Genomic DNA, 17,030 nt, shown 5'->3' on the forward strand with positions numbered 1-17,030 from the left:
GAAGCCTATGCGCTTGCCAAAGCCGAGTGCACATGTGCCCATGCGGCATGCGCATAGGGTGCGCATGCCGGTCGCTGCGGCCGGTCTGGCATGTGGCTTGCATCGCCTCATGCAGGCTTGGCATGGCGCCGGGCCGCCAAGCACGACCGTTACCATCGGCACATGATGAACTCGCTGGATCTGACCCTGCTCTACCTGGTGGCCGCGGTGCTGGGCGTGGTGGCCTGCCGCTTCTTCAAGCTGCCGCCCATGCTGGGCTACCTGGTGGTGGGGGTGCTGATCGGTCCGAACGCGCTGGAGCTCTCGGGCCGCAGCGCCGGCGTCAACTACCTGGCCGAGTTCGGTGTGGTGTTCCTGATGTTCGTGATCGGGCTGGAGTTCAACCTGCCCAAGCTGCGCAGCATGCGCAGCTTGGTGTTCGGCATGGGGCTGCTGCAGGTGGCGCTCACCATCCTCGGCACCATGGCGGGCCATGTGATGCTGGACCGCGGGCTCGACGCCCTGGGCCTGCCCTGGGAGCTGGAATGGAAGGGCGCCCTGGTGCTGGGCGCGGCCATGGCGATGAGCTCCACCGCCATCGTCGTGAAGCTGATGGCCGAACGGCTGGAGCTGGAAAGCGAGCATGGCCGGCGCGTCATCGCGGTGCTGCTGTTCCAGGATCTGGCGGTGGTGCCGCTGCTGGTGCTGATCCCGGCACTGAACAGCAGCGGCGCGGAGATGGCCAGCTCGCTCGCCTGGGCCGGCCTCAAGGCGGTGGCCCTGCTGACCCTGCTGCTGGCCGGCGGCCAGAAGGTGATGCGCTGGTGGCTCACCCTGGTGGCGCGCCGCAAGAGCGAAGAACTCTTCATGCTGAATCTGCTGCTGGTGACCCTGGGCCTGGCCTGGCTCACCGAGCATGCCGGGCTCTCGCTGGCGCTGGGCGCCTTCATCGCCGGCATGCTGATTGCCGAGACCGAGTTCAAGCACCAGGTGGAGACCGACATCCGGCCCTTTCACGACGTGCTGCTGGGGCTGTTCTTCATCACCATCGGCATGAAGCTGGACTGGCGCGCGGTGAGCGCGCAATGGCCGCTGGTGGTGGTGCTGACGCTGGCGCCCACCATGGCCAAGTTCCTGCTCATCGCCGCGCTGGCCAAGCTGTTCCAGGCGCCCACCGGGGTCTCGCTGCGCACCGGCCTCTACCTAGCGCAGGCGGGTGAATTCGGCTTCGTGCTGCTGACCCTGGGGGCGCAGCAGGAGCTGGTCGCGGCGCAATGGGTGAGCCCGGTGCTGGCCAGCATGGTGCTGTCGATGCTGGCCACGCCGGTGATCATCATGTACAGCAACCGCATCGTCATGAAGCTCTCGGCCAGCGACTGGCTCTTGCAATCGGTGCAGCTGACGACGATTGCCAAGAAGGCCATCAAGGCCGACGCCCACGTCATCATCTGCGGCTACGGCCGCAGCGGCCAGAACCTGGCGCGCCTGCTGGAAGGCGAGCACATCCCCTATATGGCGCTGGACCTCGACCCAGACCGCGTGCGCCAGGCCGCCGCGGCCGGCCAGAGCGTGGTATTCGGCGACGCCGCGCGCCTGCAAAGCCTGATGGCGGCCGGCCTGTCGCGCGCCAGCGCGGTGGTGGTGAGCTACCCCGACACGCCCTCGGCGCTGAAGATCCTGCAGCTGGTGCGCGCCCATGCCGCCCATGTGCCGGTGGTGGTGCGCACCATCGACGACAGCGACCTAGAGCGCCTGCGCGCCGCCGGTGCCACCGAGGTGGTGCCCGAGGCCATCGAGGGCTCGCTGATGCTGGCCAGCCATGCGCTGGCCCTGGTGGGCGTGCCGATGCGGCGCGTGATCCGCCTCACCCGCGATGCGCGCGATGCGCGCTACGGCCTGCTGCGCGGCTACTTCCACGGCGCCGACGACGACACCGCCGAGGAGCGCGAGCAGGCGCGCCTGCGCTCGGTCACCCTGCCGGTCGCCAGCGCCTACGCCAGGCAGCCACTCGGCCAGCTGGCCCTGCATGCCACCGGGGTGGCGGTGGTGTCGGTCAAGCGCGCCGGCGGCGCGGTGGTGCAGGCCGAGGACCAGCTGCTGCTGCAGGGCGGCGACACCCTGGTGCTCTCGGGCACGCCGGGCGCGCTGGCGCTGGCCGAGGAAAAGCTGCTGCGCGCCTGAGCCCGCGCCGATCAAGCCCTGGCGCCCGGGCGACAGCCTGATGCCTGCGTGACATGCGCGCGCCGCGGCTTGCGCCACACTGCGGCCCATGAGTTCCACCACCGCCCCCGGCCAGCGCCGCCGCATCTACCTGATGCGCCACGGCGCGGTGAGCTATTTCGATGCCACCACCGGCCGGCCGGTGCTGCCCGAGCAGGTCTCGCTCAACGAACTGGGCCAGGCCCAGGCGCGCGCCGCCGGCGAGCAGTTCGCCCGCGAGGGCGTGCGCTTCGACCGCGTCATCGTCTCGGGCCTGCCGCGCACCGTGCAGACCGCCGGCCTGGTGCTGCAGCAGCTCGGCGCGAGCGCGCAAGCCCTGAGCCCGCAGACCTGGCCCGAGCTGCAGGAGATCCGCGGCGGCCGCCTGGCCGAGATCCCGCAGGCCGATCTGCAGGCCGCCTTCACCGGCCTGCACCATGCCCGGCTGGGTGAGGACACGCGCTTCCTGAATGGCGAAAGCGTTGGCGAGCTGCTGGACCGCGTGCTGCCCGCGGTGGCGCGGCTGCGCGCCGACCCGGGCTGGGACTGCGCCCTGCTGGTGCTGCATGGCGTCGTGAACGCCGCCATCCTCTCGCACGCCCTGAGCGGCGGCCAGCGCCTGCTGTATGGCTCGCTGGTGCAGAGCCCGGCCTGCATCAATGTGCTGGACGTGGGCGCGGCGCCCGACGACTGGCTGCTGCGCGTCTGCAATTTCGCGCCCACCGGCGCCCTGCATGTGGAAGAACGCCACACCACCATGGAAGCGCTCTACCAGCAGTACCTGCGCTACCGCGCATTGCAAGACGAAAAAAAGGAGGCCTGAACGCATGATCCGCATCACCGGTACCTATGTCTGGCGCGAGGGCGCCCGCTTTGACCACGAGACCTACGAGCGCGAGCACATGGCGCTGACGCGCGAACTGCTCACGCCGCTGGGCCTGACCCGGCTGGAGGCCGAGCGCTTCCTGCACCCCAAGGGGCCACGCGCTGGCGAGCCCGTGGCGGCCACCAATGCCTACTTCGCCAGCCTGGAACAGGCCCAGGCAGCGCTGGCCCAGGCCGGCGCCCAGCTCGCCGCGCATGTGGCGCAGTACACCGATTTGCAACCGCAGCTGCGCCTCAGCCAGCTCACGTCCATCGCCTGACAGGCACAAGGAAAGGTCTTCTTCATCATGGAATTCGACTACAGCCCCAAGGTCCAGGCGATGCAGGCCCGTCTGCTCGCCTTCTTCGATCAGCACATCTACCCCAACGAACAGCGCCTGCATGCCGAGATCGAGGCGAACCGCCGCGCCGGCAACCCCTGGCTGGCCACCAAGCTGATCGAGGAGCTGAAGCCGCTGGCGCGCCAGGCCGGGCTGTGGAACCTGTTCCTGCCCAAGTCCTCGCGCGCACCGGAGGGCCTCTCCAACCTCGAGTACGCGCCGCTGTGCGAGATCATGGGGCGCGTCTGGTGGGCCGCCGAGGTCTTCAACTGCTCGGCCCCCGACACCGGCAATATGGAGACGCTGGAGCGCTACGGCACCGAGGCCCAGAAGGACCAATGGCTGGAGCCGCTGCTGCGCGGCGAGATCCGCTCGGCCTTCCTGATGACCGAACCCGCGGTGGCCTCCAGCGACGCCACCAATATCGAGTGCAGCATCGTGCGCGATGGCGACGAGTACGTCATCAATGGCGTGAAGTGGTGGTCCTCGGGCGCCGGCGACCCGCGCTGCGCCATCTACATCGTGATGGGCAAGACCAACCCCGAGGCCGGCCGCCACGAGCAGCAGTCGATGATTCTGGTGCCCGCCAACGCGCCGGGCGTCAAGGTCCTGCGCCCGCTCACCGTGTTCGGCTACGACGATGCGCCGCATGGCCACATGGAGATCGAGCTCAAGAACGTGCGCGTGCCGGTCGGCAATCTGCTGCTGGGCGAGGGCCGCGGCTTCGAGATCGCCCAGGGCCGCCTCGGCCCCGGCCGCATCCACCACTGCATGCGCTCGATCGGCGCCGCCGAGCGCGCGCTGGAACTGATGTGCCAGCGCGCCGTCTCGCGCGTCGCCTTCGGCAAGACCCTGGCGCAGCAGACCGTCACGCAGGAACGCATCGCCGAGGCGCGCTGCATGATCGACCAGGCTCGCCTGCTCACGCTCAAGGCCGCCTACATGATGGACACGGTGGGCAACAAGGTCGCCAAGGCCGAGATCGCGATGATCAAGATCGTCGCGCCCAATATGGCCCTGCAGGTGATCGACTGGGCCATGCAGGTCTATGGCGGCGCCGGCGTCAGCGGCGACACCCCGCTGGCCATGATGTGGGCGCACCAGCGCACGCTGCGCTTTGCCGACGGCCCGGACGAGGTGCACCGCAACTCGCTGGCCAAGCTGGAGCTGTCGCGCCACATGAAGCTGCCGACCGACCGGGTGAAGATGCCGGTGACGCGCGGCGCCTGAGCCCAGCAAGCCCCCCCCGAAGAGGGAAGGGTCTTGCCGGATACCTGCAGGGGCCCGGCTGACTAGCATGCGGGCAAACCATGAGTCCGCATCCTGGATGAGCCGCTTCGCCCTTGCCCGCTCCTGGCCCACGCTGGCCTTCGCCCTGCTGCTGCTGGGCCAGGCCGCGGCCTTGGCGCTGAGCCTGGGCGGCGGCGCGGGCTGGCTGCCCTGGCTGCTGACGGGCCTGCTGGCGCTGAGCAGCCTGCTGGCGTTGGCGGCCCTGAGCACGCTGCGGCGCGCCCGCGCCAAGGCCGAGCGCGCCCAGCGCACGCTGGAGGAGGCCATCGACGCCCTGCCCGCCAGCGTCGAGATCTATGACGAGACCGACCGCCTGGTGGCCTTCAACCAGCGCCTGGTGGAGATCTATCCGCACATGCTGCGCGAGTTCCAGCGCCGGGCCGGCTTCGAGGACATGGTGCGCGCCTCGCTGGCGCGCCAGGGCATCCCCGAAGCGATCGGCCGCGAAGAGGAATGGCTGGCCGAGCGCAAGCGCCAGCGCGGCCGCCAGAGCGCACCGCTGCTGCAGAACGTGCACGACGAGATCTGGTTGCGCGTGTTCGAGCGCCGCACCCCCTCGGGCGGCATCGTCGGCGTGCGCCTGGACGTGAGCGACCTGATCCACGAGCAGCAGCGCCTGGCCGCCAGCCAGGCCCATCTGCACGCCATCATCCAGTCGGCCATGAACGGCATCCTCACGCTCGACGCCGAGGGCCATGTGCTGGAGGTCAACCCCAGCTGCGAGCAGCTGTTCGGCTTCAGCGCCGCCGAGCTGCAGGGCGGCCACCTGAGCATGCTGTTCAGCGGCGGCCTCAGCGAGCTGGCACCGCAGTCGCTGCTGGGCCAGCCGCGCGAGGTGAGCGCGCGCCACCGCAGCGGCGAGGAGCTCTCGCTCCAGCTCACCATGGCCGAGGTGCGCACCGCCACCACCCATCTGTTCGTCTGCATCGTCACCGACTTCAGCGAGCGCAAGCGCCAGGAGCTGCGCCTGAAGCGCGCTAACGAGTTGCTGGCGCGCCAGTCCACCACCGACGGTCTCACCGGCGTGGGCAACCGCCGCCTGTTCGACCAGGCCCTGCAGCAGGAGTGGCTGCGCAGCGCCCGCTCGGGCCAGCCGCTGGCCATCCTGCTGGTGGACATCGACCACTTCAAGCAATACAACGATCGCTACGGCCATGTCGCGGGCGACGACGCGCTGCGCCGCGTCGCCACCCTGCTGCGCTCCTGCGTGGGCCGGGGGGGTGAGTCGGTGTGCCGTTATGGCGGCGAGGAGTTCGTGGTGCTGCTGGTCGACACCGATCTGGCCGGCGCCCAGGTGGTGGCACAGCGCTGCCTCGACAGCCTGCGCCTGGCCGCGATCGAGCACGAGGCCTCGCCGGTGCGACCCACGCTGAGCCTCAGCATCGGCGTGGCGGCGCGGCTGGGGCACAGCCAGGTGGCGGCGCAAAGCCTGCTCGAGGCCGCCGATGCGGCGCTCTACAAGGCCAAGCAGGGCGGCCGCGCCAGGATGGTGTGCGAGGCCAGGATCGCCTGATCCGGCGGACAATCGGGGCATGCAAGACCCCAGCGCCTATATCAAGCAGCACATCCGCACCGTGCCCGACTGGCCCGTGGCCGGCGTGCAGTTCCGCGACATCACGCCCCTGCTGTCGAACCCGCGCGTGTTCCGCGTGCTGATCGACCAGTTCGTGCACCGCTATTTCGACACCCGGCCGGCCGCCATCGCCGGGCTGGACGCGCGCGGCTTCATCATCGGCTCGGTGCTGGCCTACGAGCTCAACGTCGGCTTTATCCCGATCCGCAAGAAGGGCAAGCTGCCCTTCACCACGGTGGAGGAAACCTATGAGCTCGAGTACGGCAGCGCCACGGTGGAGATGCATACCGACGCGGTGCAGCCCGGCGACCGCGTGGTGCTGATCGACGACCTGATCGCCACCGGCGGCACCATGCTGGCCGGAGCGCGCCTGCTGCAGCGCCTGGGCGCCACGGTGATCGAGGGCGCCGCCATCGTCGACCTGCCCGAACTCGGCGGCTCGGCGCGCCTGCGCGCCGCCGGCCTGCCCCTGCACACCCTGGTGGATTTCGCCGGGCACTGAGACCCTAGTCGAACAGCAGGCCGCCCGCCACCGGCGCGCCGGCGGCATCGTCGCCGCCCAGGATGAGGATGCGGCCATCGGCCAGGCGCGTCACGCTGTGCCAGGCGCGTGGCACCGGCATGGCGGGCAACGCCGTCGCACCCTGGCCGGGCCGGTAGAGGCAGGCGCTCGCGGCCACCGCGTCGGCCTCGGTCTGGCCGCCGAACAGGCGGATCTCGTCGCCCGCGGTGCGCACGCTGCGCACCAGGGTGCGCGCCTGCTCCAGCCCCTGCACGCCGGCGAGCGTGCCGGCCAGCGGCTCATAGCGCAGCACCGAGGCCAGCGGCCGGATGCCCTCGGGTGCGATCAGCTCGCCGCCCAGGATCAGCACCGAACCATCCGCCATACGATGCGCCTCGTGCAACTGGCGCCGCTCGTCCAGCGCCGTGGCCACCGCGGCCAGGCTTTCGGCCGCCGGATCGAACAGCTCCGCCGTCACATTGACCGGCCCGTCGTGGTAGCCACCCACGATCAGCACGCGGCCGTCGGCCAGCTGGGTGAGGCTGGGGAACTCGCGCACATGGCGCATGCGTGCGGCCAGCAGGCGGAACTGGCGCTGCTGCGGATCCCACAGCTCCAGCGTGTCGCGGCCCAGGCCGCCGGCCACCAGCACGCGGCCATCGGCCAGCGCCAGGGCGGCGTGGCGCGCCCTCGGCTGGCGCGGCCGCCCGGCATCCAGCACCGCGCCGCTGCGCTCGTCGATCAGTTCGGCCACGCCGCCGATCTCCAGGCTGATCAGGCCGCCCAGCACCAGGATCTGCCCGCTCGCCAGGCGCGTGGCGCTGTGCAGGGCGCGCCCGGTGCGCATCTGGCCGAGGCGTTCGAAGCGGCCGCTGGCGGGGTCGAAGCGGTCGATCGCGTTCGACAGGCTGGGTTCGCCACGCGAGCCGCCGATGACGAGCACGCCGCCATCCGCCGCCAGCACGGCGGCGTGGTACTGCAGCGCGAAGGGCAGCGCCAGCGCCTGATAGCGCTCGCGGTAGCGCACCGGCAGCAGCAGCTCGCGCCGCGCCGTGGGCCGGCCCGCGGCCTCGACCACCAGGGTGTAGCAGCGCGGCCCGTCCAGCACCGGAGTCTGCACCTCGACACCGCTGACGACCGCTCCGATCTCGGGTTCGATGCGCCCCGCGCCGCCGCTGAACAGCGGCCGCAGGCGCAGGCGCTCGCCCACCAGGGGGCTGCCGGCCACGGTATCGAAGCCCTGGATGGCGGGCGCGGCGGGCAGCGGGTCGGTGCCGCCCGCGTCGCCGCCGCCACCACAGCCGGCCAGGCCCCAGCTGGCTCCCAGGGCCAGGAATCCGCGGCGCGGTATCGAGAAATTGCTGCTGCTCATTGCTGGCTCCCTGCATGTCGGCATCGCCGCCCACGGCGGCCCGGAGCGGCATGATGGGCAGGTGCGCGGCGCTTGTGAATTGCCTTTTCGGTGATACCTTTACGGCATGAATCGCCCCGTCGACCGCAGCATCGACATCCGGCAGCTGCGCTACTTCCTGGTGCTGGCCGAGGAGCTGAACTTCCGCCGCGCCGCCGAGCGGCTGCACCTCACCCAACCGCCGCTATCGCGCCAGATCGCCGCGCTCGAAGCGGCGCTGGGCACGCCCCTGCTGGAGCGCCGTGGCAACAGCACGCGGCTGACCGAGGCGGGGCAGCAGGCCCGCCAGCGCTTTGCCGAGGCCGTGGCCGCCTTCGAAGCCGCGGTGCGCAGCGTCGGCAGCGCCGCGGCACGGCCCCGCGCCAAGCTGCGCCTGGGCCTGCCCTGGTGGGTGGACATGAGTGCGTTTGCGCAGCTCGAGCAGCGCCTGGGCGGCAGCCTGCCACCGCTCGAGCCGGTGCTGGGGCCGGGCCCCGAGCTGCTGGCCCAGCTGCAACGCCACGAGCTGGACGCCGCCCTGCTCACCATGCCGCACGAGCTGCAAGGCCTGCGCCACCAGCGCGTCGCGCGGCTGGCCCATGTGGCGATGATCCCGGCGAGCAGCGCGCTGGCGCGCAAGCGTGCGCTGCGCCTGCGCGAGCTGGAGGCGCTGCCGGCCTTTCTGCGTTTTCGCAAGCAGCAGAACCCTGCGCTCTGGACGCATTTCCAGCGGCTCTACGACGCCGCCGGCTTCCGGCCCGCGCGCGAACTCGACGCCCCCGGCACCTCGGCGACGATTGCGCAGATCGCCGCAGGCCGCGGCTGCACGCTGATGCCCGCGGCGTTCGCGCGCCAGAAATACCCCGGCGTGGCGGCCCGGCGCCTGCTGGACGACATCTATGTGGAGCTGCACCTGGTGTTGGGCGAACGCCTCGAAGCCCCGCTGGCACAGGCCCTGCAGGCACAAGCCGATTTGCTGGCGGGCGCGCTGGCCTGACAATCGCACCATGGCCAAACCTATTCCCCGCCTCAGCCCGGACGAGATCCAGCGCATCATCGCCACCGCGTTCACCGACCGTCCGCCCTACAACAAGGTGCTGATGGAGCATGGCCTCGGCCAGGGCGAGCTGGTGCAGCTGATGAAGCGCGAGCTCACCTCCAGCGCCTACAAGCTCTGGGCGGCCCAGGGCAAGGGAGTGAAGGCGCCCACCAAGAAGGCCCAGTGGCCGCACGGGCGCTAGCGCTGGTCCACGCCCGCCCATGCCCAGCAGCTGGCCCAACCGACTCGAGCGCAAGCGCTTCAGCGATGCCCTGCTGATCGCGCTGACCCTGGCCGTGGGCGGCATCGGCAGCCTGCTGGGCTATGGCGCCGTCGGCGATGCCGAGCTGCTGCGCTTCAAGGAATTGCGCAGCGCCGCGGCGCGGCAGGTGGTGGACTCGTTCACGCAAGACCTGGCACGCACCGTCGAGGCGGTGCGCGGCGCCGGCCTGATGCTGGAGTCGCACCAGCAGATGCAGCGCGAGGCCTTCAACCGCTATGCCGCCACGCTCGCCAAGGGCCTGCCCGGCCTGATGCTGCTGGAGTGGCAACCCATCGTGCCGCATGCGCGGCTGGCGCAGTTCGAGGCGCAGGCGCGCGCCCTGGGCCTGGCCGACTACCGCGTGCTCGAGCCCGGCCCGTCGCCCGACAGCTGGATGCCGGTGCGCGAACGCCCCGAGCATGTGCCGGTGCTGTTCGGCTGGCCCGAGAACGCCTCGCCCCTGGGTCTGGACCTGGCCTTCGACCCCCTGCGCATGGCCTCCAAGCTGGAGGCGCGCGCCACCGGCCGGCCGGTGGCCTCGGTCACCTTCACGGTGATCCATCGCCGGCCCGACGCCGAGCCGGTGACGGGCTTCGCCATCACCGCGCCGGTCTACGCCCGCAGCGAGGCGGGCGAGCGCCCTGCCGTGATCGGCTACTTGGCCGGCGTGATCGAGCTGCCCAGCCTGTTCCGGCGTGCCGCCCTGCTGGCCGAGCGCCTGCAGCTGGACCTGCTGGTGCATGCGGTGGACCCGCCCAGCAAGGAGCCCATCTATGTGCACGGCAGCGCCGATGCCGGCCCGCTCGCCGAAGCGCACAAGGTGGAGGTGGCCGGGCGTGTCTGGAACGTGCGCCTGCAGCCGCAGCCGGGCTTCATCGCCGGCGCACCGCCGCAAGTCGCGAGCTGGGTGCTGGCGGCCGGCCTCGCCGCCACCCTGCTGCTGAGCGCCAGCCTCTGGTGGGCGCAGCGGCGCAGCCGCGAGCTGGCGCAGGCGCAGAGCCGCCTGGTCAACGAGAGCGAACGCCTGCAAAACATCATCGCCGCCACCGGCGTGGGCACCTGGGACTATGCCTTCGAGACCAGGAAGGCCACGGTGAGCGAGCGCTGGCTGGCGATTGCCGGCCACGACGGCGCCGATTGGCAGCCCGGGCCGGACTACCACTGGAAGCAGGACTGCCACCCGGACGATGTCGCCGCCGTCGAGGCGGTGCTGCGCGCGCATCTGCAGGGTCAGACCGACCATTACGAGGTCGAGTACCGGCACCGCCATCGCACCGAGGGCTGGACCTGGGTGGCCACGCGCGGCAAGGTGGTGCGGCGCGACCGCGCCGGCAAGCCGCTGCAGATCGTCGGCATGATGGTGGAGATCAATGCGCGCAAGCAGGCCGAGGCGCGCATCCTGGAGCTAAACAACACGCTGGAGCAGCGCGTGCGCGAGCGCAGCGCCCGGCTCGAGGCCACGATGGAAAAGCTCTGCGAGGTGCAGGAGGAACTGTCGCGCACCGAGGCGCGCGCCACCCTCAGCACCATGGTGGCGAGCGTCTCGCACGAGCTCAGCACGCCGATGAGCAACGGCCTGATCGCCAGCAGCGCGCTGTCGGCCCAGGCGACGGATTTCGAGCGCCGCATCGCCGCCGGCGGGCTGCGCCGCAGCGAGCTGCAGCGCTTCGTCGAACAGATGCGCGGCGGCAGCCAGCTGGCGCAGCGCAATCTGGAGCGCGCGGTGGAGCTGCTGCGCAACTTCCGCCAGGTGGCGGCCGACCAGGCCAGCGAGCAGCGCCGGCGCTTCGAGCTGCACGAGGTGATCCAGGAGATCGTCGGCACCCTGGCGCCGACGCTGAAACGGCGCCCCCAGCGCCTGCTGCTCGACATCCCGGCGGGCATCGCGATGGACAGCTATCCGGGGCCGCTGGGCCAGGTGGCGATCAACCTCATCAACAACGCCTACCTGCATGCCTTCGAGGAGGGCCAGGCCGGCGAGCTGCGCATCCAGGCCCGTCAGGAGGGCGACCAGGTGCGCATCGAATTCCGCGACAACGGCCGCGGCATGAGCCCCGAGGCGCTGGACAAGCTCTTCCTGCCCTTCTTCAGCACCAAGATCGGCAAGGGCGGCACCGGCCTGGGCATGGCGATCGTGCAGACCCTCAGCAGCAAGACCCTGGGCGGCTCGGTGAGCGTGGCCTCCGAGCCGGGCCAGGGCACTTGCGTGACGGTGCTGCTGCCCTTGTGCGCGCCCACGCCGGGCAGCGCCTGAGGCCTGGCGCGGGTTGGCTCACAGCCCGGCCATGGCCAGGTACTTGGTCACCACATAGTCCTCGATGCCCTGGCGCGCGCCCTCGCGGCCCAGCCCGCTTTGCTTGACGCCGCCAAACGGCGCCACCTCGTTGGAGATCAGGCCGGTGTTGATGCCCACCATGCCGTACTCGAGCGCCTCGGCGACGCGCCAGATGCGGCCGATGTCGCGGCTGTAGAAGTAGCTGGCCAGGCCGTACTCGGTGGCATTGGCCTGGGCGATCACTTCGGCGTCGCTGCCGAAACGGAACAGCGGCGCCAGCGGGCCGAAGGTCTCCTCGCGCGCCACCGCCATCGCGGGCGTCACGTCGGCCAGCACGGTGGGCTGGAAGAAGTTGCCGCCCAGCGCATGGCGCGCGCCCCCCACCAGCACGCGCGCCCCCAGGCCGACCGCATCGGCGATATGCGCCTCCACCTTGGCCAGCGCGGCGGCATTGATCAGCGGCCCCTGCTGCACGCCGGCCTCGAGGCCGTTGCCCACCACCAGGCGGCTCACCGCGGCGGCCAGCTTGTCGGCAAAGGCGGCGTAGACGCGCTCGTGCACATAGATGCGGTTGGCGCAGACGCAGGTCTGGCCGGCGTTGCGGAACTTGGAGAGCATGGCGCCCTCCACCGCGGCGTCCAGGTCGGCGTCCTCGAAGACGATGAAGGGCGCGTTGCCGCCCAGCTCCAGCGAGAGCTTCTTGATGGTGGGGGCCGATTGCGCATAGAGCAGCCGGCCCACCGCGGTGGAGCCGGTGAAGCTGAGCTTGCGCACCGTGGGGTTGCGGGTCAGCTCGCCGCCGATCGCCTTGGGGTCGCCGGTCAGCACCTGCAGCAGGCCCGCCGGCAGGCCGGCCTGCTCGGCCAGCGCGGCCAGGGCCAGCGCCGAGAAGGGCGTGGCCTCGGCGGGCTTGACGATGATGGGGTTGCCCGCCGCCAGCGCCGGCGCCACCTTGCGCGTGATCATGGCGAGCGGGAAGTTCCAGGGCGTGATGGCGGCGCACACGCCGATCGGCTCGCGCAGCACCAGCAGGCGCCGGTCGGCCAGCGGGCTGGGGATGGTCTCGCCGTAGAGGCGCTTGCCCTCCTCGGCAAACCATTCGATGAAGGCCGCGGCATAGGCCACCTCGCCGCGCGCCTCGGCCAGGGGCTTGCCCTGCTCCCGGGTCATCAGCTCGGCGAGCGCCTCGGTGTGCGCCAGCACCAGCTCGTGCCAGCGGCGCAGCAGGGCGGCGCGCTCCTTGGCCGGGCGGCGGCGCCAGGGGCCCCAGGCGCGCTCGGCGGCGGCAATCGCGCGCGCGGTTTCGGCCGCGCCCATCAGCGGCACCTGGCCCAGCAGCTCGCCGCTGGCGGGGTCCTCGACATCAAGGGTGCGGCCGTCGTCGGCGGCCAGCCAGCGGCCATCCAGCAGGGCGCGATCGCGCTGCAGCGTCAGGGGTGCGTTCATGGTCAGGCCTTCAGCAAGGCGTCGGTCAGCAGGGCGAGCGCCTCGTCGAAGACGGCGTCGGGGGTGGTGAGCGGGTGCAGGAAGCGGATCACATTGCCGTAGCTGCCGCAGCTCAGCAGCATCAGGCCGCGCTGCAGGGCCAGGGCCTGCACGCGCTTGGTGAACTCGGCGTCGGGGGCGCCGCTGGCGGGGTCGCAGAACTCGGCCGCCAGCATGCTGCCGATGCCGCGCACCTCGGCCAGCTGCGGCACCCGGCCGCGCAGGCCTTCCAGGCAGGCGCGCAGGCGTGCGCCCAGCTGCTCGGCGCGCTCGCACAGGCCCTCGTCGGCGATCACGTCCAGCACCGCATGCGCGGCCGCCACCGCCAGCGGGTTGCCGGCATAGGTGCCACCCAGGCCGCCCGGCGCGGCCGCATCCATCAGCTCGGCGCGCCCGCACACGCCCGACAGCGGCAGGCCGCCGGCCAGGCTCTTGGCAAAGGTGATGAGGTCGACGGGCACGCCGTGGTGCTGCGAGGCAAAGAGCTTGCCGGTGCGGGCGAAGCCGGTCTGGATTTCGTCGGCGATCAGCAGGATGCCATGCGCGTCGGCGATGCGGCGCAGGCCGGCGACAAAGGCCTCGGGCGCCGGGTTGAAGCCGCCCTCGCCCTGCACCGGCTCGTAGATGAAGGCCGCCACGCGCTGCGGGTCGATGTCGGCCTTGAACAGGCGCTGCACGCCGGCCAGCGCCTCCTCCACGCTCACGCCATGCAGGGCGCTGGGGAAGGGCGCATGGTAGGTCTCGGCCGGGAAGGGGCCGAAGCCCGCCTTGTAGGGCTGGACCTTGCCGGTCAGCGCCATGCCCATCATGGTGCGGCCATGGAAGGCGCCGTCGAAGGCGATCACGCCGCTGCGGCCGGTGGCGGCGCGCGCGATCTTGATGGCGTTCTCCACCGCTTCGGCGCCGGTGGTGAAGAAGGCGGTCTTCTTGGCCCAGTCGCCCGGCATGGCGGCGTTGATGCGCTCGGCCAGGGTCACATAGCCGGCATAGGGCACGACCTGGTAGGCGGTGTGGTGGAAGGCCTGCAGCTGCGCCGCAATGGCGGCCTGCACGCGCGGATGGCGGTGGCCGGTGTTGAGCACCGCGATGCCGCTGGCGAAATCGATGAAGCGGCGCCCCTCCACATCCCACAGCTCGGCATTCAGCGCGCGCTCGGCATAGAAGTTCTGCAGCACGGCCACGCCGCGCGGCGTGGCGGCCAGGCGGCGCGCCTGCCAGTCACTGTTCAGGCTCTTGGCATCTTGGTCGGGATGGGACATGGGGGGCTCCTGTGACGATGCCGCAATGTGCGCCATAGTGGTTCAATCGATAAGTACCAGTTTGTGATTTCTAATAGAGCCACTTTCCGAGGCCCTGGGCATATGAAGGACACCAATCTGGCCGACTGGCTGCTGCAGCATCTGCATGGCGAGGGCGCCATGAACCGCCAGCTGCACGACCTGCTGCTGCGGGCGGTGCTGCAGGGCCAGCTGGCCGCGGGCAGCAAGCTGCCCTCCACGCGCTGGCTGGCCCAGCAGCTGGGCGTGGCGCGCAACACCGTCATCGACGCCTACGACAACCTGCTGGCCCAGGGCTGCCTGCTCACCCGCGCCGGCAGCGGCACCTATGTGGCCGAGGTGGAGCGCGAGCCGCCGCTGGGCCTGGGCCGCGCCGGCGCGCACAAGGCCGTGGCGCCGGCCGCGCCCACACTCTCCAGGCGCGGCAGCGCCCTGCTGGCCCAGGCCGGGGTGTCGGCGCGCCAATGGGGCGCCTTCATGCCCGGCGTGCCCGATGTCACCGAGTTCCCGGTGCGCACCTGGCTGCGCCTGCACAACCGGCGCTGGCACGAGGCAAAGCCCGAACGCCTCAGTTACGCGCCCGGCGGCGGCCTGCCCGAGCTACGCGAGGCCCTGGCCGAACACCTGCGCGTGGCGCGCTCGGTGCAATGCACGGCCGCGCAGATCATCATCACCAGCGGCAGCCACCAGGCGGTGGACCTGGTGGCGCGCCTGCTCACCGACCCGGGCGACACGGTCTGGCTGGAAGAGCCCTGCTACTGGGGCCTGCGCAGCACGCTGCAATCGCTGAGCCTGCGGGCGCTGGCACAGCCCGTGGACGCCGAGGGCCTGAGCTGGCCGGGCCGGTTCAAGGGCGCGGCACCGCGCCTGGTGCTGGCCACGCCCTCGCACCAATACCCGCTGGGCATGGTGATGAGCCTGGCGCGCCGCCAGCAGCTGCTCGAGCATTGCCGCCAGCATGGCAGCTGGATCGTGGAGGACGACTACGACAGCGAATTCCGCTTCGGCACGCGCCCCATCGCCAGCCTGCAGGGTCTGGACGGCGGCGACCGCGTGCTCTACGTGGGCAGCTTCAGCAAGACCCTGTTCCCGGGCCTGCGCCTGGGCTATCTGGTGGTGCCCAAGGCCCTGGCCGCGCCCTTTGCCAAGGCCTCGGCCGAGCTCTACCGCGAGGGCCAGCTGCAGCAGCAGGCCACGCTGGCCGACTTCATCCGCGACGGCCATCTGGGCAACCATGTGCGGCGCATGCGCACGCTCTACGGCAAGCGGCGCGAATGCCTGCTGGCGGCGGTGCAGTCCAATTTTGGCGACGCCCTGCCGGTGCTGGGCGACAACGCCGGCCTGCACCTGGTGCTGCAACTGCCCGAGGGCACGGACGATCGCGCCATCGAGGCCAGCGCCGCGAAGGCCGGCATCGCGGTGCGCGCGCTCAGCAGCTATTACAGCAACCCGGCCAGCGCACGCCGCGGCCTCTTGCTGGGCTACGCCTGCGTGCCCGAGGCCCGCATCGCGCCGGCATTCCGCACGCTGGCGGAGGTGCTGCGGCGCGCGCCCACCCCGCTAGCCCCATAGCGCCGCGTCGGGCGCATGCAGGCGTGAGGCCGCATAGGCCATCGCCGGCTGCCGATCCGCGGCCAGCAGCAGCGGGCCATCCAGGTCCACGAAGCGGCAATGCTGGGCCACGATGAAGGCCGGCGCCATCGCCAGCGAGCTGCCGCCCATATTGCCCACCATCAGGCCGAAGCCCAATTGCCTGGCCGCCTTGGCCAGCGCCAGCGCCTCACTCAGGCCGCCACTCTTGTCGAGCTTGATGTTGATGTACTGGTAGAGGCCTTGCAGCGCACGCAGCGAGCCGCGGTCGGTGCAGCTCTCGTCGGCCGCCAGCGGGATCGGTGAGCTCAGCCCCACCAGTTGCGCATCCGTGCCGCGCGGCACCGGTTGTTCGATCAGCTCCACGCCATAGCTGCGCAGCCCCGGCAGCAGCTTCTCCAGCAGGCTGCGGTCCCAGGCCTGGTTGGCATCGATCACCAGGCGCGCGGTGGGGTGCTCTTCCTTGCACAGGCGCAGCATCTCCAGATGCCGCTCGGCGTCGGCCTTGACCTTCAGCAGCGGCATGTGGCGGGCGGCGCGCGCCATGCGGCGCACCTGGGCCTCGCTGCCCAGGCCGATGGTGTAGGCAGTCGAGACCGGCTCTACCAGGCTCTGCCCGGCCAGCTCCCAGGCGCGCGCGCCGGACTGCTTGGCGCGCAGATCCCAGAGCGCGCAGTCGATCGCATTGCGCGCGCCGCCGGCGGGCAGCCACTGCATCAGCTCGGAGGGGCCGAGATCGGCATGCAGGCGCGCACGCACGGCTTCCAGCTGCGCGGCCATGCCGCTTGCGGTTTCGCCGTCATAGGACACCCCGGCCGCCTCGCCGCGGCCGCAGCGGCCCTGGGCATCGCGCAGGGTCGCGACGAGCACCGGGATCTCGGTGATGACGCCGCGGGCGATCTCGAAGGGCTCGGCCAGCGCCAGGTATTCGATCGTGAGTTCAAGTTCAAGCGTCATGACGGTC

The 17,030-nt window shown here is 71.3% G+C and carries 14 protein-coding genes; 10 read left to right on the forward strand and 4 right to left on the reverse strand.

Annotated features, from left to right (window positions below; translation table 11 throughout):
- Positions 1-165 precede the first annotated feature (165 nt).
- The 6 genes from PFX98_RS06715 to PFX98_RS06740 all read left to right on the forward strand — a co-directional run bounded on the left by PFX98_RS06715 (position 166) and on the right by PFX98_RS06740 (position 6,748).
- Complete coding sequence (locus PFX98_RS06715; RefSeq protein WP_425334693.1) at positions 166-2,160, forward strand: monovalent cation:proton antiporter family protein; 1,995 nt, start codon at positions 166-168, stop codon at positions 2,158-2,160.
- Between the two features lie 88 nt (positions 2,161-2,248).
- Positions 2,249-3,001, forward strand: coding sequence for a histidine phosphatase family protein (locus PFX98_RS06720; protein WP_285234408.1), 753 nt, complete (start codon positions 2,249-2,251; stop codon positions 2,999-3,001).
- Positions 3,002-3,005: 4 nt separating this feature from the next.
- Positions 3,006-3,323, forward strand: coding sequence for an EthD family reductase (locus PFX98_RS06725; RefSeq protein WP_285234409.1), 318 nt, complete (start codon positions 3,006-3,008; stop codon positions 3,321-3,323).
- Positions 3,324-3,350: 27 nt separating this feature from the next.
- Positions 3,351-4,613 (forward strand): acyl-CoA dehydrogenase family protein, encoded by a 1,263-nt coding sequence (locus PFX98_RS06730; protein WP_285234410.1) that lies wholly within the window; start codon positions 3,351-3,353, stop codon positions 4,611-4,613.
- Positions 4,614-4,710: 97 nt separating this feature from the next.
- Entirely contained in the window at positions 4,711-6,186 is a 1,476-nt protein-coding gene (locus PFX98_RS06735; protein WP_285234411.1) for a sensor domain-containing diguanylate cyclase, read from the forward strand.
- Positions 6,187-6,205: 19 nt separating this feature from the next.
- Complete coding sequence (locus tag PFX98_RS06740) at positions 6,206-6,748, forward strand: adenine phosphoribosyltransferase (RefSeq protein ID WP_285234412.1); 543 nt, start codon at positions 6,206-6,208, stop codon at positions 6,746-6,748.
- A 4-nt stretch (positions 6,749-6,752) separates the two neighbouring features.
- Here PFX98_RS06740 and PFX98_RS06745 read toward each other — a convergent pair whose 3' ends face one another.
- The gene (locus PFX98_RS06745) at positions 6,753-8,120 is read right to left on the reverse strand and encodes a Kelch repeat-containing protein (protein WP_285234413.1); all 1,368 of its coding nucleotides are present in this window, start codon (positions 8,118-8,120) and stop codon (positions 6,753-6,755) included.
- A gap of 106 nt (positions 8,121-8,226) precedes the next feature.
- On the opposite strand from PFX98_RS06745, the gene PFX98_RS06750 reads away from it, so the two are divergent.
- From PFX98_RS06750 to PFX98_RS06760, 3 genes are read left to right on the forward strand one after another with little or no spacing between them, the layout of a single operon-like run.
- Entirely contained in the window at positions 8,227-9,135 is a 909-nt protein-coding gene (locus PFX98_RS06750; RefSeq protein ID WP_285234414.1) for a LysR family transcriptional regulator, read from the forward strand.
- Between the two features lie 10 nt (positions 9,136-9,145).
- On the forward strand, positions 9,146-9,379 hold the full coding sequence (locus tag PFX98_RS06755; RefSeq protein WP_285234415.1) for a DUF2805 domain-containing protein: 234 nt from the start codon (positions 9,146-9,148) through the stop codon (positions 9,377-9,379).
- 19 nt (positions 9,380-9,398) lie between these two features.
- Positions 9,399-11,693 carry a CHASE domain-containing protein gene (locus tag PFX98_RS06760; protein WP_285234416.1) on the forward strand — a complete coding sequence of 765 codons (2,295 nt, stop codon included), beginning with the start codon at positions 9,399-9,401 and terminating at the stop codon, positions 11,691-11,693.
- An 18-nt stretch (positions 11,694-11,711) separates the two neighbouring features.
- Here PFX98_RS06760 and PFX98_RS06765 read toward each other — a convergent pair whose 3' ends face one another.
- Together PFX98_RS06765 and gabT are read right to left on the reverse strand one after the other, a co-directional pair.
- Positions 11,712-13,160, reverse strand: coding sequence for an NAD-dependent succinate-semialdehyde dehydrogenase (locus PFX98_RS06765; RefSeq protein ID WP_285234417.1), 1,449 nt, complete (start codon positions 13,158-13,160; stop codon positions 11,712-11,714).
- Positions 13,161-13,162: 2 nt separating this feature from the next.
- Positions 13,163-14,458, reverse strand: coding sequence for a 4-aminobutyrate--2-oxoglutarate transaminase (gabT, locus tag PFX98_RS06770; protein ID WP_285234418.1), 1,296 nt, complete (start codon positions 14,456-14,458; stop codon positions 13,163-13,165).
- Positions 14,459-14,560: 102 nt separating this feature from the next.
- Here gabT and pdxR point away from each other — a divergent pair, with 102 nt between their 5' ends.
- Positions 14,561-16,048 (forward strand): MocR-like pyridoxine biosynthesis transcription factor PdxR, encoded by a 1,488-nt coding sequence (pdxR, locus tag PFX98_RS06775; protein WP_285234419.1) that lies wholly within the window; start codon positions 14,561-14,563, stop codon positions 16,046-16,048.
- Here the strand turns inward: pdxR and dgcA are convergent.
- Positions 16,037-17,023 (reverse strand): N-acetyl-D-Glu racemase DgcA, encoded by a 987-nt coding sequence (gene dgcA / locus PFX98_RS06780; protein WP_285234421.1) that lies wholly within the window; start codon positions 17,021-17,023, stop codon positions 16,037-16,039. The two genes, pdxR and dgcA, sit on opposite strands and share 12 nt — an antisense overlap.
- Between the last annotated feature and the right edge of the window lie 7 nt (positions 17,024-17,030).

Origin of the sequence: Paucibacter sediminis, from assembly GCF_030254645.1 — a bacterium.
Taxonomy (GTDB): Bacteria; Pseudomonadota; Gammaproteobacteria; order Burkholderiales; family Burkholderiaceae_C; genus Paucibacter_B; species Paucibacter_B sediminis.

Coding starts and splice junctions, on each gene's coding strand:
- PFX98_RS06735 (WP_285234411.1), top strand. CDS start 4,711: ATGAGCCGCTTCGCCCTTGCCCGCTCCTGGCCCACGCTGGCCTTCGCC.
- gabT (WP_285234418.1), bottom strand. CDS start 14,458: ATGTCCCATCCCGACCAAGATGCCAAGAGCCTGAACAGTGACTGGCAG.
- PFX98_RS06750 (WP_285234414.1), top strand. CDS start 8,227: ATGAATCGCCCCGTCGACCGCAGCATCGACATCCGGCAGCTGCGCTAC.
- pdxR (WP_285234419.1), top strand. CDS start 14,561: ATGAAGGACACCAATCTGGCCGACTGGCTGCTGCAGCATCTGCATGGC.
- PFX98_RS06715 (WP_425334693.1), top strand. CDS start 166: ATGAACTCGCTGGATCTGACCCTGCTCTACCTGGTGGCCGCGGTGCTG.
- PFX98_RS06740 (WP_285234412.1), top strand. CDS start 6,206: ATGCAAGACCCCAGCGCCTATATCAAGCAGCACATCCGCACCGTGCCC.
- PFX98_RS06730 (WP_285234410.1), top strand. CDS start 3,351: ATGGAATTCGACTACAGCCCCAAGGTCCAGGCGATGCAGGCCCGTCTG.
- PFX98_RS06755 (WP_285234415.1), top strand. CDS start 9,146: ATGGCCAAACCTATTCCCCGCCTCAGCCCGGACGAGATCCAGCGCATC.
- PFX98_RS06725 (WP_285234409.1), top strand. CDS start 3,006: ATGATCCGCATCACCGGTACCTATGTCTGGCGCGAGGGCGCCCGCTTT.
- PFX98_RS06720 (WP_285234408.1), top strand. CDS start 2,249: ATGAGTTCCACCACCGCCCCCGGCCAGCGCCGCCGCATCTACCTGATG.
- PFX98_RS06760 (WP_285234416.1), top strand. CDS start 9,399: ATGCCCAGCAGCTGGCCCAACCGACTCGAGCGCAAGCGCTTCAGCGAT.
- PFX98_RS06745 (WP_285234413.1), bottom strand. CDS start 8,120: ATGAGCAGCAGCAATTTCTCGATACCGCGCCGCGGATTCCTGGCCCTG.
- dgcA (WP_285234421.1), bottom strand. CDS start 17,023: ATGACGCTTGAACTTGAACTCACGATCGAATACCTGGCGCTGGCCGAG.
- PFX98_RS06765 (WP_285234417.1), bottom strand. CDS start 13,160: ATGAACGCACCCCTGACGCTGCAGCGCGATCGCGCCCTGCTGGATGGC.